The 23,629-nt window shown below is 57.2% G+C and carries 19 protein-coding genes; all 19 read right to left on the bottom strand.

Translation table 11 applies throughout. The features are described 5' to 3' along the window. Window positions 1-21: 21 nt before the first annotated feature. Window positions 22-960 carry a bifunctional riboflavin kinase/FAD synthetase gene (locus tag F591_RS0100350; protein WP_026326270.1) on the bottom strand — a complete coding sequence of 313 codons (939 nt, stop codon included), beginning with the start codon at window positions 958-960 and terminating at the stop codon, window positions 22-24. A gap of 1,404 nt (window positions 961-2,364) precedes the next feature. After that, window positions 2,365-3,324: a tRNA pseudouridine(55) synthase TruB gene (gene truB, locus F591_RS0100345; RefSeq protein ID WP_019532582.1), complete on the bottom strand. Its 960-nt coding sequence runs from the start codon at window positions 3,322-3,324 to the stop codon at window positions 2,365-2,367. After that, on the bottom strand, window positions 3,321-4,307 hold the full coding sequence (locus tag F591_RS0100340) for a DHH family phosphoesterase (protein WP_019532581.1): 987 nt from the start codon (window positions 4,305-4,307) through the stop codon (window positions 3,321-3,323). The genes truB and F591_RS0100340 overlap by 4 nt, the downstream gene beginning before the upstream one ends. Further along, complete coding sequence (gene rbfA / locus F591_RS0100335; RefSeq protein WP_019532580.1) at window positions 4,297-4,659, bottom strand: 30S ribosome-binding factor RbfA; 363 nt, start codon at window positions 4,657-4,659, stop codon at window positions 4,297-4,299. The genes F591_RS0100340 and rbfA overlap by 11 nt, the downstream gene beginning before the upstream one ends. A 7-nt stretch (window positions 4,660-4,666) precedes the next feature. Beyond that, window positions 4,667-7,279 (bottom strand): translation initiation factor IF-2, encoded by a 2,613-nt coding sequence (gene infB / locus F591_RS0100330; protein WP_019532579.1) that lies wholly within the window; start codon window positions 7,277-7,279, stop codon window positions 4,667-4,669. After that, window positions 7,276-7,602 (bottom strand): YlxQ family RNA-binding protein, encoded by a 327-nt coding sequence (locus tag F591_RS0100325; RefSeq protein ID WP_019532578.1) that lies wholly within the window; start codon window positions 7,600-7,602, stop codon window positions 7,276-7,278. The genes infB and F591_RS0100325 overlap by 4 nt, the downstream gene beginning before the upstream one ends. Continuing rightward, window positions 7,599-7,913, bottom strand: coding sequence for an RNase P modulator RnpM (gene rnpM, locus F591_RS0100320; RefSeq protein WP_026326269.1), 315 nt, complete (start codon window positions 7,911-7,913; stop codon window positions 7,599-7,601). Before rnpM ends, F591_RS0100325 begins: the two co-directional genes overlap by 4 nt. 195 nt (window positions 7,914-8,108) lie before the next feature. Then, complete coding sequence (nusA, locus tag F591_RS0100315) at window positions 8,109-9,206, bottom strand: transcription termination factor NusA (protein ID WP_019532576.1); 1,098 nt, start codon at window positions 9,204-9,206, stop codon at window positions 8,109-8,111. A gap of 36 nt (window positions 9,207-9,242) precedes the next feature. Then, window positions 9,243-9,701, bottom strand: coding sequence for a ribosome maturation factor RimP (gene rimP / locus F591_RS0100310; RefSeq protein WP_019532575.1), 459 nt, complete (start codon window positions 9,699-9,701; stop codon window positions 9,243-9,245). A gap of 129 nt (window positions 9,702-9,830) precedes the next feature. Continuing rightward, window positions 9,831-14,141, bottom strand: a complete 4,311-nt coding sequence (locus tag F591_RS0100305) for a PolC-type DNA polymerase III (RefSeq protein WP_019532574.1) — start codon at window positions 14,139-14,141, stop codon at window positions 9,831-9,833. 339 nt (window positions 14,142-14,480) lie between these two features. After that, complete coding sequence (gene proS, locus F591_RS0100300; RefSeq protein WP_019532573.1) at window positions 14,481-15,929, bottom strand: proline--tRNA ligase; 1,449 nt, start codon at window positions 15,927-15,929, stop codon at window positions 14,481-14,483. 106 nt (window positions 15,930-16,035) lie between these two features. Next, on the bottom strand, window positions 16,036-17,292 hold the full coding sequence (gene rseP, locus F591_RS0100295; RefSeq protein WP_019532572.1) for an RIP metalloprotease RseP: 1,257 nt from the start codon (window positions 17,290-17,292) through the stop codon (window positions 16,036-16,038). A 227-nt stretch (window positions 17,293-17,519) separates the two neighbouring features. After that, window positions 17,520-18,662, bottom strand: a complete 1,143-nt coding sequence (locus tag F591_RS0100290) for a 1-deoxy-D-xylulose-5-phosphate reductoisomerase (protein WP_019532571.1) — start codon at window positions 18,660-18,662, stop codon at window positions 17,520-17,522. Window positions 18,663-18,681: 19 nt separating this feature from the next. Next, window positions 18,682-19,482 (bottom strand): phosphatidate cytidylyltransferase, encoded by an 801-nt coding sequence (locus tag F591_RS0100285; RefSeq protein ID WP_026326268.1) that lies wholly within the window; start codon window positions 19,480-19,482, stop codon window positions 18,682-18,684. Between the two features lie 33 nt (window positions 19,483-19,515). Further along, window positions 19,516-20,283 carry an undecaprenyl pyrophosphate synthase gene (locus F591_RS0100280; RefSeq protein WP_019532569.1) on the bottom strand — a complete coding sequence of 256 codons (768 nt, stop codon included), beginning with the start codon at window positions 20,281-20,283 and terminating at the stop codon, window positions 19,516-19,518. Window positions 20,284-20,426: 143 nt separating this feature from the next. Then, window positions 20,427-20,981 (bottom strand): ribosome recycling factor, encoded by a 555-nt coding sequence (gene frr / locus F591_RS0100275; protein WP_019532568.1) that lies wholly within the window; start codon window positions 20,979-20,981, stop codon window positions 20,427-20,429. 2 nt (window positions 20,982-20,983) lie between these two features. Continuing rightward, window positions 20,984-21,709, bottom strand: a complete 726-nt coding sequence (gene pyrH, locus F591_RS0100270) for a UMP kinase (protein WP_019532567.1) — start codon at window positions 21,707-21,709, stop codon at window positions 20,984-20,986. 202 nt (window positions 21,710-21,911) lie between these two features. Then, entirely contained in the window at window positions 21,912-22,565 is a 654-nt protein-coding gene (tsf, locus tag F591_RS0100265) for a translation elongation factor Ts (protein ID WP_019532566.1), read from the bottom strand. A 93-nt stretch (window positions 22,566-22,658) separates the two neighbouring features. Next, window positions 22,659-23,357: a 30S ribosomal protein S2 gene (gene rpsB, locus F591_RS0100260; RefSeq protein WP_019532565.1), complete on the bottom strand. Its 699-nt coding sequence runs from the start codon at window positions 23,355-23,357 to the stop codon at window positions 22,659-22,661. Window positions 23,358-23,629 lie beyond the last annotated feature (272 nt).

Below are 23,629 nucleotides of genomic sequence, written 5' to 3'. Positions count from 1 at the left end.
CCAAAAATAAAAAGCCAGACGTCAGGCCAGCATCGTGCGAGCCTGATCCGCGTCCCGGCGAATCTGCTCGATCAGTTCGGCGGCCGAAGCGAATTTGCGCTCGCTGCGGATATACGCGATCAGCTCGACCTCGATCGGCTCGTCGTATATATTGCGGTCAAAATCGAATAAATGCACTTCCAGCGTTGGCTCGGGCAGCGACTCCGCAAAGGTCGGCTTGACCCCGATGTTCATGACGCCGCCGCATATGCCGTCTTTCAGGCGAGCTTGAACGGCATAGACGCCGTTCGCAGGAATGAGATAATTGTCCGCCACACTCACATTGGCTGTCGGAAAGCCGATCGTGCGGCCCCTCCCGTCCCCGTGCACGACCGAGCCAGCTACGGAGTACCGGCGGCCGAGCAGCTTATTGGCCTCCTCCACGCGTCCCGAGAGCAGCTGCTCGCGGATCAGCGTGCTGCTGACCTTCACGCCGCCGAGGTGGTAAGGGCGCACCACCTCAACGGCAAACCGGCCCTCCGCCAGCTCGCACAGCGTATCCGGCGTGCCCGCCCCGCGGTGCCCGAACGTGAAGTCGAATCCGACAAACACGGTGTTGACCTTCATCGGGCAAAGCATGTCGTGAACGAACTGACGGGGCGATACGCGCATGAAATCTTCGCTGAAGTCCACGACGTATAATATGTCCACCCCGAGGCTTTCCAAAATCGCCTGCTTAATCTTAAGCGGCGTCAACAGCCTCGAGTACACGCCGTTGCCCAGCACCTCGCGGGGATGCGGATGGAACGTCATAATGGCGGCCGGAATCCCGAGCCGCCTGGCCGTCTCAACCGTGCGGCGAATGACCTCCCGATGTCCGAGATGGACGCCGTCGAACTCGCCGATGGCCAGCACCTGGCTGCGGACGGCAGCATTCGGCCGCGGGCCGTTCGCAGGGTCTGCTATAGGTATCGTCTGCATCATCATTGTCCGTTCACCTACATTCGTATAAAACGTCTCGGATAGTCTATCTTGAAAATTTGGCGGTATACCGCACGTTGAATTTTCAACAACGCAGGTGACGACCGATAACGAAGGAGTCGCTCGTCATTGGCGTCCTTGGGGTAATATTGCAAAAACTGCCCGAGCCTCGTTCTTTTCGACAGCTGTCCATTCCTGCACGGCCCCTCCTGAGCTGCTCCTTCATGTGCTGTTCCTGCCTGAGCCGTCCTTTCTGCGCTTTACTTCCTGAGCTGTCCTTCCTGAGCTGTTACGCTCCCACCGAGGCTTCCGAATTTCTAACGCCAGTGACAAACGCTATTTTGCTGAAACGCAGCCTTTGAAAAATGTAACGCAGGCTGGTAGCACTATTTTGTCAAAAACGCTGTATCTGGCAGCCCAAAATGCGGAATAAGACTGCTCACTTTCGTTAAAATTTCAAATTGATGATTTCGAGTGAAATAAGCTCCGTGGTTAGCGTTAGCTCAAGGTCTGCCCGGCAAAACAGCACCCTAGGCTAGCGAGCAATGAAGAGAAGCCCGATCGAAGCAGCTTCTCCAGACGAGCGGGGCTGCGCTTGAGCGACAGTTTTGCCTGGTGCGAAAGGCCACACTTCGTTTTACACCTTAACGCTTTATCGAAGTTGATTATTCCGGCAGCTTTTCTGGAAACGCTGCGTAAAACTTGTCTGCAGCGAAAATACTTTAGCCGGCAGCCCCGAGAGCCGCGTTCGCGTGCGAACTCACGTAGCGTCACGTTGGCGCTCGGACTCCATGTCAGCGTGCGAACTCCGCGTAGCGTCACGTTGGCGCTCGGACTCCATGTCAGCGTGCGGACTCCGCGTTAGCGCGGCCCCTATCCGGGCACATGAGGCGACAAATCCTGCAAAAAATGCAACATTTTCCGTCCTCTTCGCACCAGAGGAAGGGTAATGTTGCATTTTGTGCAACAATTTAGAGGCGATTGGCTTCAAAACCGGAAACATCGCCCAAAATGTTGCACGTTGTGCAACATTGAGCCGCAAATAGGGGTTATCCCCCTGTTTTAGTTGTACAAAATACAACATTTGCTGGCTATATTGAAAATAGCCCCCGGTTCGTGCGGCCCATTTTCACCATCTGATGGTACCGCGCAAGGCGGCATGGGCGTCTATCTTGAAAATAGCGCCGGTCCCGCGGCCCATTTTCACCATCTGATGGTACCGCGCAAGGCGGCATGGGCGTCTATCTTGAAAATAGCCCCCAGGGCGTGCGGCCCGTTTCATCTTCTGATGGTGCCGCGCAAGGCGGCATGGGCGTCTATCTTGAAAATTTTGCGGTATCCATGCTGAATTTTCAACACCGCAGGTGACGAGCGATGACGACAGGAAGCACTCGTCATCGGCGTCTAGCCGGAGCTGAATATTTTGCGCGGCGTCAGCACGCGTTGCTCCGGCTCCCACAGGAAAATTCCGACAAGCTGTCTCTGCTCGTCGAATGCGGCGACTTCCCCCGCTTCCGCCGCAGCAGACGAGGCCGGCGCGGGGGCGCGAGGGGGCCGAACGGCAGCAACGCGCAGCTTGCGGCCCTTTAGCGCCATCGCCTTCTGCGACGGCGACAGCTCGACCTCCGGCAAATGCCGCAGCACGCGGTCTGCAGACAGCAGCTTGCCGCTCAGCTCGCCGCGGGCATGCAACAACTCCGCCTCTTCCAGCGTCAAGCACTGCTCGCGGCCGATACCGCCGGTCGACGTGCGAACCAGCTCCGCCATCGCCGCAGGAACGCCGAGCGCCCGTCCGATATCGACGCATAGAGTGCGGATATACGTACCTTTGGAGCACAGTACCCGAAAGCGCACCGTCGGATGCGGCTGGCTCCAATCGCTCCCCAGCAGCTCGATGGAATGCACAGTCACCTTCCTCGGCTTCCGCTCCACCTCCAGGCCTTGGCGCGCCAGCTCGTACAAGCGCTTTCCGTCCACTTTGACCGCCGAATACATCGGCGGCACCTGCTCGATCTCGCCTTCGAACCGCAGAATCGCCCGCCGCACTTCCTCTTCCGAGATAACGGCGCGAACGTCGCCTGCCCGCTCCAGCACCGTGCCGCTCAAATCTTCCGTGTCGGTAGCAAGGCCGAGCACAAGCTGCGCTTCATACTGCTTCGGCAGATCCTGTATGTATTCGACCAGCCGTGTCGCCCGCCCGAGGCAGAGCGGGAGCACTCCCGTCACCTCAGGGTCGAGCGTCCCCGTATGGCCGATCCGCTTCATGCGGAGAATGCGCCGCGCTTTAGCGACGACGTCATGCGAAGTCCAGCCCTTGGGCTTCCAGATCGGCAGCACGCCCTCTAACGGTTGAGCCTGCGTCATGCCATAGCCGCCTCGACTTTCTTCACGACCTGATCCACCGCATCGGAAAGCGAGGCCGCTATCGTGCATCCGGCCGCCCGAACATGGCCACCGCCGCCGAACGATGCCGCTACCTCGGCGACGTTAACGGCGCCTGAGGAGCGCAGGCTGACCTTGACCAGTTCCGGCCCCTTCTCTTTGAAAAGCAGACCGACTTCCACGCCCTCGACATTGCGGGCGTAATTGACCAGCCCTTCCATGTCTTCATTACCGGCGGACGCCGCCTTAAGGTCGTCCAGCGTCACCGATAGCCAGGCGATCCGGCCGTCCGCCGCAAAGGAAAGCGAGCTCAAGCAATGCTTCAACAGCGACACCTGCTGACGGGTCATCGTCTCCAGCAGCCGCTCGGCCAGTTCATGCCCCTGCACGCCGCGGGACAACAGGTCTGCGGCGATGCGCATGACTTTGGGCGACGTGGAGGAATAGCGGAAACCGCCGGTATCCGTCAGCAGCCCGGAATAAATGCAGACGTTGAGCTGCTGCGAGAACGGGATACCCATAGCCTCGCCCAAGTCGTACAGCACCTCGACGGTGGCCGCAGCGTCAGCCTTCACCAGATTCCAATGGCCGAACCCGTCATTCGTCGCATGATGGTCGATGTTCAGCAGCTCGGCATCGGGGGCAAAGCATTCCCTTACCCGGCCGATCCGTTCCGGGTCCGCGCAATCGACGGCAATGATGCGCCGGAACTGGCGGCCGGGCGGATTGGATTCATAATTGACAACCGGAATGTCTTCCGCCATATACATAAATTTCGCGGGAATCGGACCTTCATTGATCAGCGTGAACGTTTTGCCCAGCTCCCGCAGCATCCAGGCAACGGCAAAAGTAGAACCGGCAGCGTCCCCGTCCGGCTGGACGTGGGACACTACCAGAAAATCGTCGTTTTCCCGTATAAATCGCGCCGCTGCCTGAAGCAGTTCCGCATATTCGTTACTGCTCATGCTTTCCGTTCTCCTCACCCAGCTGCTGCAGGATTGATTCAATCCGGCTGCCGTAATCGATCGACGTATCGAATTTGAACAGCAGCTCCGGAACTTTGCGCAGCCGGATCCGTTTGCCGAGCTCGGCGCGGAGAAAGCCGCTGCTGCGAACGAGCGCCTTCAGCGACGCTTCCTTCTCCTCCTCGCTGCCCATCACGCTCAAAAACACTTTGGCCTGCGACAAATCGTTCGTCACATCGACGCCCGTGATCGTGATAAAGCCGATACGCGGGTCCTTCAGCTCATTCTGGATCAGCTGGCTAAGCTCTTTCTTGATCTGCTCGCCGACCCTGCCTACGCGAATTCTTGCCACTTCCGGCTCACCTCTCAACAGTTTCCATTACGAATGCCTCGATGGTATCCCCTTCTTTAATATCATTATAATTATCCAGAGATATACCGCATTCGTAACCTTGCGCCACTTCCCTTACGTCGTCCTTGTAGCGCTTGAGCGAATCGATCTTGCCTTCGTAGACAACGATGCCGTCCCGGATCAGGCGAACCTCCGCGGACCGGGTAATTTTGCCGGAAGTGATCATGCAGCCAGCAATCGTGCCGATTTTGGACACCTTGAACGTGTTGCGCACCTCGGCGTGGCCGATGACGACTTCCTTGTACACTGGATCGAGCATACCTTTCATCGCCTGCTCGATTTCTTCGATCACGTTGTAGATAATCCGGTGCAGCCTGATGTCGACCTTCTCCTGATCGGCGGCCGCCTTCGCCAGCGGCTCCGGACGGACGTTGAAGCCGATGATGATCGCGTTGGACGCCTGCGCCAGAATGACGTCGGACTCGGTAATCGCGCCGGCGCCGGTGTGAAGAATTTTGACGCGGACGCCCTCGATATCGATTTTCTCCAGCGAACCTTTGAGCGCCTCGGCCGAGCCTTGAACGTCGGCTTTAATGATCACGTTCAGATCCTTGATCTCGCCTTCCTTGATCCGCTTGTACAGATCATCCAGCGTAACCCGGGCATTCGTGCCCATATTCGTTTCGCGCAGCGTCGCCGCCCGCTTCTCCGCGATCGCCCGCGCTTTGCGCTCGTCCTCGAAGACGAGGAACGGATCGCCCGCCAGCGGCACATCGGTCAAGCCGGTAATTTCCACCGGGGTGGAAGGTCCCGCTTCCTTGAGCCGTTTGCCCTTGTCGTTGATCATGGCGCGGACGCGGCCGAAATGGACGCCGGCAACGAGCGTATCGCCCACCTTGAGCGTACCGTGCTGAACGAGCACGCGGGCTACCGGTCCTTTGCCCTTGTCGAGCTCCGCCTCGATGACGGTGCCGCGCGCCCGTTTGTTCGGGTTCGCCTTCAGCTCCTGCACCTCGGCCACGAGAAGGATCATGTCGAGCAAATTGTCGAGACCAATGCGCTGCTTGGCCGAGACATTGCAGAAGATCGTATCTCCGCCCCATTCCTCCGGCACGAGCTCGTATTCCATCAAGGCCTGCTTGATGCGGTCGACGTCGGCTTCCGGCTTGTCGATCTTGTTGACAGCGACGATGATCGGCACCTTCGCGGCCTTCGCATGGTTGATCGCTTCGACCGTCTGCGGCATGACGCCGTCGTCGGCCGCCACGACCAGAATCGTAATATCCGTAACCTGAGCGCCGCGGGCGCGCATGGACGTAAACGCTTCGTGGCCCGGCGTATCGAGGAACGTAATTTTTTTGCCGTGCACTTCGACCTGGTAGGCACCAATATGCTGCGTGATGCCGCCGGCTTCGCTCTCGGTGACGTTCGTCTTGCGGATCGAGTCGAGCAGCGTCGTCTTGCCGTGGTCGACGTGCCCCATGATCGTCACGACCGGAGGCCGTTCCTGCAGATCCGCCTCGTCGTCCTTCTCCTCGATTTCCTCGAACTTGTCTTCCTCGACCGGGATTTTGAGTTCGACCTCAACCCCGAATTCGGAGGCGACCAATTGAATCGTATCGAGATCCAGCTCCTGGTTGATCGTGGCCATCACGCCGAGGAACAGCAGCTTCTTGATGACCTCCGCCACTTCCTTATGCAGCAGCTTGGCCAGCTCGCCGACGGTCATGGTGCCGCGGACGATAATCTTCTTCGGCGTATTGTCCCGTTTCGGCTGATCCGCCTGCTGCTTGCCGCGCTGATTTTTTTGGCCGCCGCGCCCGCCGGAAAACTTGCCGTTCAGCGCCTTGCCGTTGTTGTCCTCGTAGCGCTTCTGATTCTGGTTCGGCTTGGACTTTTTGCCCTTGCCCTTGCCTCCTGCCGCGCCGGCCGGCGCATCGATAGGCGGCACCGCGCCTTTGGCTTGCCCGCCCAGGCGGCCTTGACCGCCGCCGAAGCGATTGTCATTCGAACGCTGCTGGCCTTGCGGGCGGTCGCCGGAACGTCCTCCGCGCTGGCCTCCCTGAGCTTGCCCTTGGCCGCCGCGGTTTTGCTGGCCGCCTTGGCCCTGGCCGCCTTGACCGTTCCTGCGGTCGCGGTCTTGACGCTGGCCTTGACCGCCTTGCCCCTGGCCTTGCGCCCCTCCTTGACCGCCCCTGCGATCGCGGTCTTGACGTTGGCCGCCTTGACCGTTTCTGCGGTCCCGGTCCGATCGCTGACCTTGACCGCCTTGGCCCTGCGCTCTGACCGGCTGCTGTCCGCCTTGCCCGGCGCCTTGTGGCGTGCCGGACTTCGTGTCCGGTCGCGGCTGTACGGCAACGGTCTGACCTTTGGCTTCCGGCTTGGACGACGGCTTGTTCCCCATATCTTGACCGGGCCGTTTCGCGGCGGCATTCGCCTTGACGTCCCGGAAAAATTGCTCCACTTTATTGACCATATCATTCTCCATTACGCTCATATGATTGTTTACCGTGATGCCGACCCGCTTGAGAATCGTAATGATCTCCTTGCTGCTCATGTTCAGCGACTTGGCATATTCGTACACTCTCAGCTTGTCTTTATTGTTGTCTTGTTTGCTCAATAGTGTCCACCTCCATGCTTTTCTTCCAACGATTTGGTCAGCAATGCTGCCAGTCCCTGATCCGTTACGCCGACGACGACGCGGGCTTCCTTGCCGATGCTGGCCCCCAAGTCCCCGCGTTCCCCGAACCGATATATAGGAACTTTATAATAACTGCACTTGTCGCTTACCTTCTTGTAGGTGCCTGCCGATGCGTCCTCGGCGACGATCACCAGCTTCGCCTCGCCTTTGCGAACCGCCTCGACGACCGTTTCCTCGCCGGTGATCACCTTGCCCGCGCGCATCGCCAGCCCAAGATTGGAATAAAATTTGCTCGCATTCATGACCCATCATCTTCCATCGCCGCTTTGGCCGCCTGGAATTCGTCCTCGACTTTGATAAAGTCCTGCTCCAGCGCATCATAGATTTCGGGGCTGACCGGCGATTTCAGCGCTCTGTCGAGCGCCCGCGTTTTCTTGGCCAGCTTGAAGCAGGAGAGCTTGCCGCACAGATAAGCGCCGCGGCCCGCCTTCTTGCCGGTCAAATCGATCAGCATCTCGTCGTTTGGCGTCTTGACGACGCGGATCAATTCCTTCTTGGGCATCATTTGCTGGCAGGCGACACATTTTCTAAGCGGTATTTTTCTAGGCTTCATCCGTTACTCCCCCTTGCGCTATCTTGAAAATTCAGCTTTATCTACAAGCTGAATTTTCAACACCGTAGGTGACGACCGATGACGTACGGCAGCGCCCGTCATAGGCGTCCATCCGACAATCAGGCCGTTTGCGCCGACGGACAATAGACGCCGCCCGCCTGGCCGGACGACCGGCTGCAGGGAGCCGCGCCTCCTCTAATCGATGCTGACCGAATCCTGATGCATCTCTTCGCCTTCCGATTTCGGACGGCCGTACTCCTGCTCCGCCTGCGATTCGCTCTTGATGTCGATCTTCCAGCCTGTGAGCTTCGCGGCGAGCCGCGCGTTCTGGCCTTTGATGCCGATCGCCAGCGACAGCTGGTAGTCGGGCACGATGACCCGCGCCATCTTCTCTTCCTCGAACACGATGACCTCTACGACTTTGGACGGGCTGAGCGCATTCGCTACGTATTCCTCCACCGACTCGACCCAGCGAACGATATCGATCTTCTCGCCCTTCAGCTCGCTGACGATCGTCTGCACGCGCATCCCTTTCGGGCCGACGCAGGAGCCGACCGGGTCCACCTCGGGATTGCGCGAATACACCGCAATCTTCGAGCGGAATCCGGCCTCGCGCGCGACAGAGCGGATTTCCACAACGCCTTCGTAGATTTCCGGAACCTCCAGCTCGAACAGGCGCTTCAGCAGCCCGGGATGCGTCCGCGACAAGATGATCTGCGGGCCCTTCGTCGTATTTTCCACCTTGGTGATATAGGCTTTGACGCGGTCGCCGTGCACGAACTTGTCTGTAGGCATCAGCTCGGTCAGCGGCAATACGGCCTCGATTTTGCCCAGATCGACATACAGGTTGCGCTGATCCTGGCGCTGCACGATGCCGTTGACGATATCCTGCTCCTTATCGACATACGCGTTGTAGATCAGCCCGCGCTCTGCCTCGCGAATGCGCTGCGTTACGACCTGCTTGGCGGTCTGCGCGGCAATGCGCCCGAAATCGCGGGGAGTCACTTCAATCTCGACAATATCATTCAATTGATAGTTGCCGTTAATCTCCCTGGCGGCATAAAGCGAAATTTCCATGCGCGGGTCCAGCACCTCGTCCACGACCGTCTTGCGCGCATAGACCTTGATGAGTCCGGTATGCCGGTTAATGTCGACGCGCACGTTCTGGGCCGTATTGAAATTCCGCTTATAACTGGAAATGAGGGCCGCTTCAATCGCGTCGATCAATATGTCCTTGGAGATGCCCTTCTCTCTCTCGATTTCATTCAACGCCTCGATAAAATCCGTGTTCATATGAACTCCTTTTCCTCCTCTCGCATAATAGGGCCGCTACATGACGATGGCCAAACGAGCTCCCGCTATTTTGGCAACGGGCAAAACGTGCTCCTTCTTGCCAGCCCGAACCGTCGCCGTCTCGCCGTCGTAAGCCGTCAGGACGCCCTCGAATTCTTTCTGGCCATCTACCGGCTCATATGTTGTCAGATAGACATGCTTGCCGACAGCCCGCTCGAAGTCCCGCGGCTTCTTCAGGGGACGCTCCGCTCCAGGCGAGGATACCTCCAAAAAATAAGCCGTCGGAATCGGGTCCTTCTCGTCCAGCTTTGCGCTCAAATATTCGCTGATTCTACCGCAATCATCGATATCGATGCCGCCATCCTTGTCGACATATACGCGAAGGAACCAGTTGCTGCCTTCCTTCACATATTCGATGTCCACCAATTCAAATCCGTTGTCGTCCAAAAATGGACGCACCAAATCTTCGACGATCGATTTGATGTTCCCGCTCAAACTGCAGCCTCCTATCGGTTTACGACCCTATACAAAATGTAAAGAGTGGGTTTCCCCACTCTCCTAAGCCGAGTTATAGCTTATTACCTTTGAAGATTATACCATAGCCGCGGCTGTGTTGCAACTGCCTCAAAACAGCGACAGCTGATTCGTCTCCGGCAAGCCGCGGAAGCAGCCCATGCCCGACAGCAGCTCGATAATCGTCTTCGTCGCCTTGCTGCGCGACTGGAAATCCTCGATCGACAGGAACGGGCCCGCCTCGCGGGAAGCGGCGATGTTCTTGGCCGCATTCTCCCCGATGCCGGCAACGGCGGAGAACGGCGGAATGAGCGAATCGCCGTCGATAAGAAACTTGACCGCGTCCGACTTGTACAGATCGATCGGCTTGAACGAAAAGCCGCGGGCTGTCATCTCCAGCGCCATCTCAAGAATGGAGATGCTGTTCTTCTCCTTGGGCGTCGCCTGGAACCCTTTTTCCTCGATCTCGATCAATCGCTTCAGGATCGCGTCGTATCCTTGGCACAGCAGCTCCAGATCGAAATCGTCCGCGCGGACGGAGAAGTAGGTCGCATAGAACGCCAGCGGATAATACAGCTTGAAGTAAGCCGTTCGCACGGCCGAAATGACATAAGCGGCAGCGTGCGCCTTCGGGAACATGTACTCGATCTTCTCGCACGAGTCGATGTACCAGTTCGGCACGTTGTGCTTCCTCATCTCTTCCTTCCATTCCTCGGTCAGCCCTTTGCCTTTCCGCACGCTTTCCGTAATTTTGAAGGCGAGCCCGGCGTCCATGCCTGCTTTATAAATAAGATAGAGCATGATGTCGTCGCGACAGCCGATAACGGTCTTGATCGTACAGATGCCTTTGCGGATCAATTCCTGGGCGTTGCCGAGCCAGACGCCGGTTCCGTGGGACAAGCCCGAGATTTGCAGCAGGTCGGCGAAGTTCGACGGCTGCGCTTCCTCCAGCATTTGACGGACGAATTTGGTGCCCATCTCCGGCACGCCGTATGTAGCTACGGGAGTGCGGATTTGCTCCGGCGTCACGCCGAGCGCGTCAACAGAGTTGAACAGGCTCATGACCTTCGGATCGTTCATCGGAATCGTCGTCGGGTCAACCCCGGTCAAATCCTGCAGCATGCGCATCATCGTCGGATCATCGTGCCCGAGAATATCGAGTTTCAGCAGGTTGGCGTCGAAGGCGTGGTAATCGAAATGCGTCGTCTTCCACTCCGCGCTCGTATCGTCGGCCGGATACTGCACCGGCGTAATGTCGTTGACGTCGATATAATCCGGGACGACGACGATGCCCCCGGGATGCTGACCCGTGCTGCGCTTGACGCCCGTGCAGCCGGAAGCGAGCCGGTTCAGCTCCGCGCCGCGCCATTTTTTGCCCTGCTCTTCCTCGTATTTTTTGACGAAGCCGAACGCCGTCTTCTCCGCTACCGTGCCGATCGTCCCCGCGCGGAATACGTTGCGTTCCCCGAACAGCACCTTCGTATAATTGTGCGCGTGCGGCTGGTATTCGCCGGAGAAGTTAAGATCGATATCGGGAACCTTGTCCCCTTTAAAGCCGAGGAACGTCTCGAACGGAATATCCTGGCCGTCCCCCTTCATCTTCGCGCCGCAGTTCGGACAGTCCTTGTCGGGCAGGTCGAAGCCGCTCGGAATCGAGCCGTCAAGGAACCACTCGCTGTGCTGGCACGACCTGCACAAGTAATGCGGCGGCAGCGGGTTCACCTCGGAGATGCCGAGGAACGTCGCCACGACCGACGAACCGACGGAACCCCGCGAGCCGACGAGATAACCGTCCTCGTTCGATTTTTTGACCAGGCGCTCGGAAATCAAATAGTTGGCGGAGAAGCCGTACTTGATAATCGGCACCAGCTCTTTCTCCAAGCGCGCGGTGACGACCTCGGGAATCGGATCGCCGTACAGCCGCCTTGCCGTATCGTAGCACTTCGTGCGAATTTCTTCCTCCGCGCCCTCGATAATCGGAGTGAACAGCTTGTCGGGGAAGAGCTCGATCACTTCGAACCGGTCCGCCAGCTCGGCCGTATTTTTGACGACGACCTCATAAGCGGTATCCTCGCCCAAATATTCGAATTCCTTCAGCATTTCCTTCGTCGTCCGCAGATGGACGTCGGGTTTGCGGATTTCCTTGAGCGGGCTGAAGCCGGTAATGCCGTGAATGGTGATGTCCCGGTATATTTTCTCGCGCGGGTGCAAATAATGGACGTTCCCTGTAGCGATGACCGGCTTGCCGAGCTTGCGGCCGATTTCGACAATGCGCCGGTTGGCATCCTCGAGCTGCGCCGCACTGCCGACAAGCCCTTTGTCCACCAGATGCATGTTGATGCAGGTCGGCTGAATCTCAAGCACATCGTAAAATTCGGCCACCTGCTCCGCTTCCTCCAGCGACTTGTTCAACACGGTCTCGAACAGCTCGCCCTTCTCGCAGCCCGAGGCGACAAGCAGCCCTTCCCTGAGCTCGATCAGCTTGCTGCGCGGAATGCACGGCACCCTGTGAAAATATTCCGTATGCGACAGCGACACGAGCGTATACAAATTTTTCTTCCCGGTCATATTGAGCGCGTAGATGCAGCAGTGAAAAGGACGCTGCGTCGACAAGTTTTTGCCGACTTCGTCGTTCAGACGGTCCAGCTTCGCGTACCCTCGCTCCCCCGCTTCCTTCAGCAGGTGGAACAGGATGTGGCCGAGCGCGATCGAGTCGTCGATCGCCCGGTGATGGTTGTCGAGGCTGACCTTGAACTTGTCGGCCAGCGTATTGAGGCGGTGATTCTTCAGCGACGGGAACAGCATCCGGGCGAGCTCCAGCGTATCCAGCACCGGATTGGCAAGCTCCGGGTGGCCGAGCCGCTTCAGATTGGCCTGGATGAAGCCGATATCGAAGCGCGCATTATGCGCCACAAGCACGCAGTCTCCGACGAAAGCGGCGAACTCCGGGAGCTTCTCCTCGAGCTCCGGCGCCTCCCTTACCATATCGTCTGTAATATTGGTCAGCTGCTGAATGTTATACGGAATGCGCTCGTGAGGATTGATAAAGGTGGCGAACCGGTCGATTTCTTTGCCGTCCTTCATCTTCACGCCGGCAATTTCGATGATTTTATTGGAGGTTACAGACAGGCCGGTCGTCTCGATGTCGAAAATGACGTACTCCGCTTCCTTCAGATCGACGTCGGACGGATTCATGACGACTTGCACGGAATCGTCCACCACGTTCGCTTCCAGTCCGTAAATGACCTTGATGCCGTGCTTTTTGGCCGCCTTGCCCGCCTCCGGATAGCACTGCACGCCGCCGTGATCGGTAATGGCGATCGCCTTGTGGCCCCATTTGGCAGCCGTCTTGATGTATTCGTCCACCGGCGTGATGCCGTCCATCGTGCTCATCGTCGTGTGCAGATGGAACTCGACGCGCTTCTCCTCGGCGTCGTCCTTGCGGTCCGGCGGCGCGGCGATTTCGTTCACGTCGTTCGGGATCATGACGAGCTCGGGAATCTGCATGAACCGGTCGTACTCCACCCGGCCGCGCAGCTTGAGCCATGTGCCGTTCTTGATGAGGCTGTAAATTTTGATGTCTTCCTTCGTCTTGGCGAACGCCTTGACCATGATCGAATCGGAAAAGTCGGTCACATTGAACGTAAAGAGCGTGCTGCCGTTCTTCAGCTCCTTGACATCCAGCCCGAAGACCGTGCCCTGGATGACAACTTTCTTCTCTTCGTCCTGAATGTCCTGCAACGGCACCGCCGGGTCCCTGATCTCATAGCCGATCATCAGCTTGAGCTCGCCGACCGCTTCTTCCGGAGCCTGCGCTTCCGGTTCGACAGCCGTCAAGAGGTTGACGGTCACTTCCCGCTCCTCTTCCTCGATCTGCTTCATGAACTGTTCGTAAGCTTCGTCTCTGCTTTCGCTCAGTGCATACTTCACTTGAAAATCGACGCCGAAATAATTCGTGAAGTAGGTTTGGATCCAGCTGCCGATGTTCTTCTTTCTGGCCATCTCCAGCCCGAACGAATCAAGCAGCGTCAGCGTCAACACCCGGCCCTGGACATCGATCTTCGCCTTCGTCATCCAGCCGTTGATGGAAGCGGCCTCCCGCTGCACCCATTCGAGGAACATGCTCCAATATTCTTGCGCGACTTCCTCGGGATTGACGTCCTCCGTATACCGCAGCACGAACCGGATGGCGGCGATGTGCGAGTATTTGTCACGGATCATTTTGCAAAAAGAACGGTATACATCCTGCGGGACGACCTTGGTTTTGACAATGTGAAAAACCCACTCGCGGTTTTTGCGGCTCGTCTCTACCTTATCGATGTAACCGTCATAAAAAAACGACTGCACTACATCCGTCGGAACGCCGGCCTGCTGCATCAGCAGCTCGAACCGGTCCCGCTTCGCTGCCGTACTGCTGTTCATCCTGTACCTCCCCCATGAAACGAGAAAGGGCAAAATGGATGCACTATCTCTCCGTTTTGCCCTTATTGCGTACATCTGCCTAAAAATTTTCAACACCGCATGTGACGACCGATGACGAAGGATTCGCTCGTCATAGGCGTTCATCTTGAAAATTTGGCGGTTATCTGCCGACCAAAATTTTCAATACCGCAGGTGACGACCGATGACGAAGGATTCGCTCGTCATAGGCGTTCATCTTGAAAATTTGGCGGTTATCTGCCGACCAAAATTTTCAATACCGCAGGCGACGACCGATGACGAAGGATTCGCTCGTCATAGGCGTTCATCCTGATCAGCGTATCAGTAAGCTCTTCCGAACACGACGGTATGCTTCGCGTCCGCTCCGCAGACGAGGCAGCGGCTCTTCTGCACCGGCGGATGGAACGGAATATTGCGGCTCGTGGCCCCCGTCTCCTCCTTCACCTGCGCCTCGCAGGCGTCGGAACCGCACCAGCCGGCATAGGCGAAGCCGCGCTTCTCATTCAAAAACGCCTTGAACTCGTCCAGCGTCTCCACATCGGTCATCGACTCGTCGCGGAACCGTTTGGCACGCTCGAACATTTCACGGTGATTTTCTTCAAGCATTCGCTGCACCTCGGCAACGAAGCGCTCCTGCGGCACGATCCGCTTCTCGCCGGTGACCCGGGACACGAGCACGACCTGTCCGTTCTCCATATCGCGCGGCCCCAGCTCGACGCGAACGGGCACGCCGCGCATCTCGTATTCGTTGAACTTCCAGCCGGGGCTTTGGTTCGGATCGTCGTCCACCTTCGCCCGAACGCCGGCCTGCTTCAGCTCCGCAAGCAGCTCCTGGATGCGTCCGACGACCTGCTCGCGCGTTTTCGGCGGGCCGATCGGGATGAGCACCGCCTGGGTGGGCGCGACCTTCGGCGGCAGCACCAGACCGCGGTCGTCGCCATGCACCATAATCAAGGCGCCGATGAGCCGGGTTGTCGTGCCCCACGAGGTCGTATGGCAGTATTGATGCTTGTTCTCCCTGTCGAGATACTTGATGTCGAAGGCGACGGCAAATTTCGTCCCGAGATAATGGGACGTCCCGGCCTGCACCGCCTTGCCGTCCTTCATCATCGCCTCGATCGAGTATGTATCGACGGCGCCGGCAAATTTCTCCGAAGGCGTCTTTTGTCCGACGATCACCGGAATTGCCAAATAATTTTCTGCGAAATCGCGGTAAATTTCCAGCATTTGCATCGTTTCGCGGCGGGCGTCGGCCTCGTCCTCGTGCGCCGTGTGGCCTTCCTGCCACAAAAACTCCGTCGTGCGGATGAACGGCTGCGTCCGCTTCTCCCAGCGCACGACGTTCGCCCACTGGTTGATCAGCAGCGGCAGATCGCGATACGAATTGATCCACTCGGAGTACATATGGCCGATCATCGTTTCGGACGTCGGCCGGATCGCCAGACGCTCCTCCAGCTTCTCGCCGCCCGCTTCGGTTACCCACGGCAGCTCCGGATTGAACCCTTCGACGTGCTCCTTCTCCTTCTGAAAGAAGCTTTCCGGGATAAAGAGCGGGAAATAAGCGTTCCGGTGGCCCGTTTCCTTAAAGCGGCGGTCGAGCTCCCTCTGAATCAGCTCCCAAATCTCATAACCGTCGGGCTTGAACACGATGCAGCCGCGAACCGGCGAGTAGCTCATTAGATCCGCTTTCTTGATGACATCGATGTACCAGCGTGAAAAATCCTCGTTCTGAGGCGTAATCTCTTTCACAAATTGCTTGTCGCTTGCCATATTTGTCCCCCTGCCAACGGCAAGCCGCAAGCTCCGATCCGGAGCCTACGGCCGCGCCTTAAATAACACTGAATCGATTGATGTTGTATTCGACGCAAGACGCCGATTATCCTTTTATGAGCCGCAAAATATCGTTGTACGTGACCGCGATCATGAGCAGCATCAGCATGGCGAAGCCGATGAAGTGGACCATGCTCTCCCGGCTCGGATCGACCGGCTTGCCCCGCAACGCTTCCAGCAGCAGGAACACAAGGCGGCTTCCGTCAAGCGCCGGAAACGGCAGCAGGTTGAAGATGCCGAGATACAGGCTCATCAGCGCCGTCCAGAAAATGTACTGCGTCCACCCGGCGCTCGCCTGCTCGCTCGTAAATTCGACGATGCGGACAGGTCCGCCGAGATCGTCCATCTTGAACTGCAGCGTCACCAGCTTGCCAAGCCCGTCCAAAATCGTTTCCGTAGCCGAATACATGCTTTGGGCCCCGCTCGTAAAACCTTCGATGACGCTCGCGGGGCGCGTCTGCGTCGTCAGCGTCACGCCGACAAGTCCGACTTCCTGCTCCAGCTGCGGGGTCACTTCGGTGCGCAGCTGCTCCCCGTTCCGTTCGATAATCCATACCATCGTCTTGCCGGCCGATTGCTGAATCATCGAGGTCAGCTTGCCGCGGTCGGTGCCGATCGGCTCGTCGTTCACGCTTAAGATCAGGTCGCCCTTCATCAGACCCGCTTGCGCGGCAGGCTTGCCTTCCATTACGTCGGCTACCTTCACCTTGTCCGGCACGCCGGCCATGAAGACGACCGTCACAAACAAAATAAAGGCAAGCACGAAGTTCATCATCGGTCCGGCGAAGATCGCCATCGCCCGCTGACCGACCGTCTTGCTGCCGAACTGGCGGTCCCACGGGGCGATCTGCGTCTCTTTATCTTTGCTGACCATCATCGCCTGCGGGTGTACGGCAAAACGATGCAGCTCCCCTTCGATGTCCATGCGGACGAACAAATCCCGCTCCAGGTCGATGTCTTCGACGACGCCTTGCACCGCGTCAGTGCGGCGCTCGAAGTCGTTCATGTAAATATGGGTTACTTTATCGTCTTGGAGCGCAACGGCAATACGCTGTCCGGGATTGATCTGCACGATCTCGGGATCTTCTCCGGCCATGCGGACGAATCCCCCGATCGGCAGCAGCCGCAGCGTGTACCGCGTCTCCCCGCGCACGAAGGACAGCACCTTCGGCCCGAAGCCGATGGCGAATTCGCGGACCAGAATGCCTGCGCGCTTGGCGAAATAAAAATGCCCCCACTCGTGAATCGACACGAGCACGAAAAATAAAAGCACAATTTGGAATACATTTTGCAGCATAGCCAATGGACAACGTCCTCCTTACAGGTGTCTCGTCATAGGGCTAGTAACCGTGACCCCATTTCCCAACGGGTTCGGACAGGCCGTCACGGATGGGCAAATCGCTTGTAATTAAGATTAACATTATTTGAAGCGGGAATACAAGCTGACCTATGATATGAGCATATTACCGGTATGCCGCTATCATGCCCTACAAGCTCTATGCGCAGGACGCATTGTCCGGGTGGCCGCCATTACCTGACTTCGGCCGCCGTCTTTCTGGCCCACTCATCCGCAGCAAGAACAGCTTCGAGGGACGGGGCCTGAACATGCTCATGGCGAGCCAGCACTTCGGCAATAACCCGTTCTATATCCAGGAAGCCGATCTCTCTGTTCAGGAAGCGGGCGACTGCTGCCTCGTTCGCAGCGTTAAAGACGGCCGGCGCCGTCCCGCCGGCTCTGCCGGCTTCATAAGCCATCCGTAAGCAGGGGAAGCGGACGTAGTCCATTTCGCGAAAATGCAGCTTGCCGATCTCCGCCAAACGAAGGCGCGGAGCGGGGGAAGGAAGCCGTTCGGGGTACGTTAGCGCGTACTGGATCGGCACCCGCATATCGGGCAGGCCCATCTGCGCGATGACGCTTCCGTCCGCGAACTCGACGAACGAGTGCACGATGCTTTCCGGATGGATCAGCACATCGATTTGCCCGTAATCCAGACCAAACAGCCAATGCGCTTCGATTACCTCCAAGCCTTTGTTCACCATCGTCGCCGAATCGATCGTAATTTTGGCGCCCATCGACCAATTCGGATGCTTCAAGGCGTCTTCGACCGTCACCTGCTCCAGCTCTTCTCTCGTTTTGTCGCGAAAAGAGCCCCCCGAAGCTGTCAGCGTAACGGTATGTATGCTGGCTGGCGATTCGCCGTTCAAGCATTGAAAAATCGCCGAATGCTCGCTGTCGATCGGCAGCAGACGGACGCCCTTGCGCGCGGCAAGCTCGGTCACGAGATGGCCCGCGCTGACGAGCGTCTCCTTGTTGGCCAGACCAATCTGCTTGCCCGCTTCGATCGCCGCCAGCGTCGGGCCAAGCCCCATGCTGCCGACAATGGCGGTCACGACCAGCTCCGCCTCCGTCCCGGCTGCCGCTTCCAGCAGCCCTTCCTCGCCGTATACGATCTTGACCCCGCTGCCTACAGCGCTGCGCAGTTCCTCGGCCGACTCTCGGCTCCCCGCCGCGACAAGCTTCGGGCGGAAACGGCGCACCTGCTCAGCCAGCAGCGAAACGTTGCGGCCGCCGGACAACGCTTCGACCGAAAATTGCTCCGGATGCTTCGATATGACATCCAGCGTCTGCGTCCCGATCGACCCGGTTGAGCCCAGAATGCTGATCCTTTTCATCGATATTCACCTCGCGCTTTCAGACATGAGGGATCAAGGAGAACAGATGCACGAACGGAAAAACGATCAGCCAGCTGTCCGTCCGGTCCAGCACGCCTCCGTGGCCCGGCAGCAGCGTCCCCGTATCCTTGATGCCTTTCACTCTCTTATAAGCCGATTGGATCAAATCGCCCATCTGTCCGACGACGGCAATCGCCAGTCCGAGCGCCGCCGCCTCCGTCCATGTCAGCCGATCCTGGCTGTAAAACGAGAAGCAGAGCGCTGCCAGCATCGACACGGCAACTCCTCCGATCGCTCCCTCGACGGATTTGTTCGGACTAATTGAAGGCCATAAAGGCGTCCGGCCGATCATCGTCCCGGTAAAGTACGCCCCCGAATCGCTTGCCCAAATGCATATGAATACGAGCAGCGTCCAAAAAAAACCGCCTTCATCGATCCAGCGGGTAGCGATCATATAATGAAAGCCGACCCCCACATAGACCATGCCCGCAAAGACCATGGCGATATGATCGATCGTCACCTTGTTTTTGGAGATGACCGTGACGCACAAGAGCAGGAACAACGCGATCCAGATGAGTCCGCCCATCGCCGGCAGCCAGGTGATGCCTAACTGGTTCCACGGAACCGCCAGCAGCGTGACTCCGATATATCCGATCAGAGCGGTGCCCTGCATCGACTGCAGCCCGTTCATTCGCAAAAACTCGTTGAAGCCGATCCATGCCAGCAGCAAAATCAATCCTGCGAACCACAGCCCGCCCATATACAGCATTACGACAAGTCCGATACCGGCAACCAATCCTGTAATAATGCGCTGCTTCAAATCCATTCCTCCATCGCTTGCTGCCTATTCGAGCTACAGCCCGCCATATCTTCTGGCGCGGCGCTGGTATTCTATGATCGCTTCGTAAAATTCCTTTTCCGTGAAGTCCGGCCAGTATAAATCGGTAAACCACAGCTCGCTATAGGCCAGCTGCCACAGCATGAAGTTGCTGATTCTCAGCTCACCGCTCGTGCGGATCAGCAGGTCGGGATCGGGAAGCGGGTCGGTAAGCAGCGTTTTGGCAAACAACGATTCATCGATATCCTCGAGCTCCAATTCATTGCGCTTCACTCGCTCGGCTATGCTGCGGATGCCGGCGATCATTTCCTTGCGGCTTCCGTAGTTCAAGGCGAAATTCAAGATCAGGCCGTCATTGTGCCGCGTCCGCTCGATCGCATCCTCCACGGCCTTCAGCGTATAATCCGGCAGTCCCTCCCGCCAGCCAGTCATGCGAATCTGCACATTGTTGGCGACGAGTTCGTCAATTTCTTTAGGGAAAAATTCCATCGGCAGCTTCATCAAATAGTCCACTTCTTCTTTGGGACGCTTCCAATTTTCCGTAGAAAACGCATACAGGGTGAGTACGCGAATGCCGAGCGTATTGGCCGCCATCGTTATTTTTTTCACATTTTTCATGCCGGAATGGTGTCCGGCCACGCGAGGCAGCCCGCGCTTCTGGGCCCAACGACCGTTCCCGTCCATAATGACCGCCACATGGTCCGGGATATTGTCCATATCGATCCCGGCCAGCGCCTCATCGCCCTCCGACCTGCCCCCGAACCATCTCTTGAACTGCTTCATGGCATGATCCTCCACTTGGAAAAGCTTCTGTACGAAGACCTTTCAATGATGACATTCGTGCGTCGCGGCAGTCCTTCGGAACCGGCGGCTCCGGCGTCTGCTCGAAAGACTAAAGCCCCCTGATCCAGGGGGACTTCCGACAATTATACTTCCATGATTTCCTTTTCTTTGGAAGCCAGCACTTTATCTACTTCGGCGATAAATTTATCGGTAAACTTCTGAATTTCGTCTTGATGACGGCGCGATTCGTCCTCGGAAATGCCCGTCTTCTCCAGCTTCTTGATGTCATCGTTGGCATCACGGCGAATATTGCGGATCGCAACCTTCGCCTCCTCGCCGAACTTGCGAGTCATCTTCACAAGCTCGTTTCTGCGCTCCTCCGTCAAAGCCGGAATGACGATCCGAATGGCGTTGCCGTCGTTGGAAGGCGTAAGTCCGAGATCGGACTTCAGGATCGCCTTCTCGATCGCGCCGATCGAGCTCTTATCCCAAGGCTGAATCATGAGCGTCCGGGAATCGGGCGTGTTGATATTCGCCAGCTGATTGACCGGCGTCATCGTACCGTAATACTCCACCTGCACGCGGTCCAGCAGCGCCGGCGTCGCACGTCCCGCCCGCAAGGACAGCAGTTCTTTTTTCAAAGCGACGATCGCTTTATCCATGCGCTCTTCCGCATTTTTCTTGATCGCTTGAGGCATTGTCACACACTCCCCTTTACAATCGTTCCTATTTTATCTCCAAGCACAACGCGCTTGATATTCCCGCTCTCGGTGATCGAGAACACGACAAGCGGAATGTTGTTGTCCATACAAAGCGAAGATGCCGTTGCGTCCATTACGCCGAGATTGTTGTTCAACACTTCGAGATAGGTCAGGGTTTCGTACTTTGTCGCCGAGGCATCCTTGAACGGATCGGCCGTATAGACGCCGTCCACCTTGTTCTTCGCCATCAGGATGACCTCTGCTTCGATCTCGGCTGCCCGCAGCGCCGCGGTCGTATCCGTCGAAAAATACGGATTGCCCGTACCTGCAGCAAAGATGACAACCCGGCCTTTCTCCAAGTGGCGAATGGCGCGGCGCCGAATGTAAGGCTCCGCTACCTGCTGCATGGTGATGGAGGTTTGCACCCGTGTCGGAACGTCAATCGTCTCGAGCGCGTCCTGGAGCGCAAGCGAATTCATCACGGTAGCCAGCATGCCCATATAGTCTGCCGTAGCCCGATCGATTCCCTTCTTGCTGCCGGCGATGCCGCGCCATATATTGCCGCCGCCGACGACGACAGCCACCTCTACGCCCAAATCGACGACTTCCTTCACCTGCGCCGCAATCGAAGTAATCATATCGGAGTCGATGCCGTATCCTTGCTGCCCCGCCAACGCTTCCCCGCTCAGCTTTAAAATAACCCGTTTATATATCGGACGTTCCACTCTCATACCTCCGTTTCAAAAGAACGGCTCCAGGCCTGCCCGATGCCTGCGCAAGCGACGCTGCGTCTCTTGCCCGCTCAAGCAAACGCCGCCTGTCCAAGAGCATGCTAAGCCTGCAAGAGCCATGACACTTCATTGTTCGTGACTTGCTTATTGCTTATAAAAGAAGGAACACAACGTGTTCCCGCTTTTATCCTTGATTTTAAAGTTTCACTTGCGACATTACTTCTTCTGCGAAGTTTTCCTGCTTCTTCTCGAGACCTTCGCCCAGTTCGAAACGAACGAAACGGCGGATCGAAATATTTTCGCCGATCGTAGCCACTTTTTCCTTGAGCAGCGTCTCGATCGTTTTGTCCGGATCCTTGATGAACGATTGCTCCATCAAGCAAACTTCCTCGTAATATTTGCCCATGCGGCCTTCGACCATCTTCTCGACGATATGAGCCGGCTTGCCTTCGTTGAGCGCTTGATTTTTCAAAATTTCGCGCTCCTTGTCCAGCGCCTCCTGAGGCACTTCTTCGCGGCGCACGTACAGCGGATTAGCCGCGGCAATCTGCATGGCGATGTCTTTCACAAACTCGCGGAATTGATCGGTCTTCGCAACGAAGTCGGTTTCGCAGTTCACTTCGACCAGCACGCCGATCCGGCCGCCGGCATGAATGTAGGATTCGACGAGCCCTTCGGTCGCGACGCGGCCTGCTTTGTTCGCCGCCGCAGCCAGACCTTTCTCGCGAAGCAGTTCGGAAGCTTTCGCGATATCGCCGTTGGCCTCCTCCAGCGCCTTCTTGCAATCGAGCATGCCTGCTCCGGTTTTTTCACGCAATTCTTTTACCAATGCCGCACTTACTGCTGCCATATTGTGGCCTCCTTGTATATGGATATGTACCCCAAAAAAAGGGCGGTGAAAGGATTTTGCACCTTTAAACCACCCTTTCTTATTATTCAATCATTAGGCTGTCGTCTGCTCGCCTTGATTCGCTTCAACGACTGCATCGGCAATCTTGGACGTCAGCAGCTTCACGGCGCGAATCGCGTCATCGTTGCCCGGAATGACGTAATCGATCTCGTCCGGATCGCAGTTCGTATCGACGATACCGACGATCGGGATGCCGAGCTTGCGGGCTTCCGCAACGGCAATGCGCTCTTTGCGCGGATCGATGACGAACAGCGCGTCAGGCAAGCGCTTCATGTTCTTGATGCCGCCAAGGAATTTCTCCAAACGGTCTTTCTCCTTGCGGAGCAGGATAACCTCTTTCTTCGGCAGCACGTCGAACGTGCCGTCTTCTTCCCATTTCGTCAGCTCGTGCAGACGGTTAACACGCTTTTGAATCGTTTGGAAGTTGGTCAGCGTACCGCCCAGCCAACGCTGGTTGATATAGTACATGCCGCAGCGCTCCGCTTCCTCCGCTACGGAGTCTTGCGCCTGCTTCTTGGTGCCGACGAACAGAATCGTTCCGTTGTCCGCTGCGAGCTGTCTTACGAAGTTGTAAGCTTCCTCGACTTTTTTGACCGTCTTCTGCAGGTCGATGATGTAAATGCCGTTTCTTTCGGTGAAGATGTATCGATCCATTTTCGGGTTCCAGCGACGGGTCTGATGACCGAAGTGTACCCCAGCTTCCAGAAGCTGTTTCATGGAGATTACTGCCATCCTCACGCACCTCCTCATATGGTTTTTGGTTGCCTCCGCCGGCCGCATTTTCCGCCAAAACTCCCCGCTTGGGAAGCACCCTTGACGAAATTAGCCTGCGTGTGTTTTCAACACCGTCAACTAATATACCATAACTGATTTTGGTATGCAACACCTTGTCGAACGAGAACGAATAAGCGCGGCGGGCGGTATTCGAGAGAGCGCTTATTCATGCTCCCTGCCTTGGCTATGGGAGGCTTGTCGGCTGCTGCTCCTTCCGGCCTTACCGAGCT

The sequence above is a fragment of the Paenibacillus ginsengihumi DSM 21568 genome (genome assembly GCF_000380965.1).
Taxonomy (GTDB): Bacteria; Bacillota; Bacilli; order Paenibacillales; family NBRC-103111; genus Paenibacillus_G; species Paenibacillus_G ginsengihumi.
The sequence above is the reverse complement of the archived record's forward strand: the minus strand, read 5'-3'. Positions and strand labels throughout refer to the sequence as shown.

What these genes read in the sequence shown, in the direction of transcription:
- F591_RS0100350 (WP_026326270.1), bottom strand. Translation starts at nt 960, where the DNA reads ATGCAGACGATACCTATAGCAGACCCTGCGAACGGCCCGCGGCCGAAT.
- truB (WP_019532582.1), bottom strand. Translation starts at nt 3,324, where the DNA reads ATGACGCAGGCTCAACCGTTAGAGGGCGTGCTGCCGATCTGGAAGCCC.
- F591_RS0100340 (WP_019532581.1), bottom strand. Translation starts at nt 4,307, where the DNA reads ATGAGCAGTAACGAATATGCGGAACTGCTTCAGGCAGCGGCGCGATTT.
- F591_RS0100325 (WP_019532578.1), bottom strand. Translation starts at nt 7,602, where the DNA reads ATGAATGCGAGCAAATTTTATTCCAATCTTGGGCTGGCGATGCGCGCG.
- rnpM (WP_026326269.1), bottom strand. Translation starts at nt 7,913, where the DNA reads ATGAAGCCTAGAAAAATACCGCTTAGAAAATGTGTCGCCTGCCAGCAA.
- nusA (WP_019532576.1), bottom strand. Translation starts at nt 9,206, where the DNA reads ATGAACACGGATTTTATCGAGGCGTTGAATGAAATCGAGAGAGAGAAG.
- F591_RS0100305 (WP_019532574.1), bottom strand. Translation starts at nt 14,141, where the DNA reads ATGAACAGCAGTACGGCAGCGAAGCGGGACCGGTTCGAGCTGCTGATG.
- proS (WP_019532573.1), bottom strand. Translation starts at nt 15,929, where the DNA reads ATGGCAAGCGACAAGCAATTTGTGAAAGAGATTACGCCTCAGAACGAG.
- F591_RS0100290 (WP_019532571.1), bottom strand. Translation starts at nt 18,662, where the DNA reads ATGAAAAGGATCAGCATTCTGGGCTCAACCGGGTCGATCGGGACGCAG.
- F591_RS0100280 (WP_019532569.1), bottom strand. Translation starts at nt 20,283, where the DNA reads ATGAAGCAGTTCAAGAGATGGTTCGGGGGCAGGTCGGAGGGCGATGAG.
- frr (WP_019532568.1), bottom strand. Translation starts at nt 20,981, where the DNA reads ATGCCTCAAGCGATCAAGAAAAATGCGGAAGAGCGCATGGATAAAGCG.
- tsf (WP_019532566.1), bottom strand. Translation starts at nt 22,565, where the DNA reads ATGGCAGCAGTAAGTGCGGCATTGGTAAAAGAATTGCGTGAAAAAACC.
- rpsB (WP_019532565.1), bottom strand. Translation starts at nt 23,357, where the DNA reads ATGGCAGTAATCTCCATGAAACAGCTTCTGGAAGCTGGGGTACACTTC.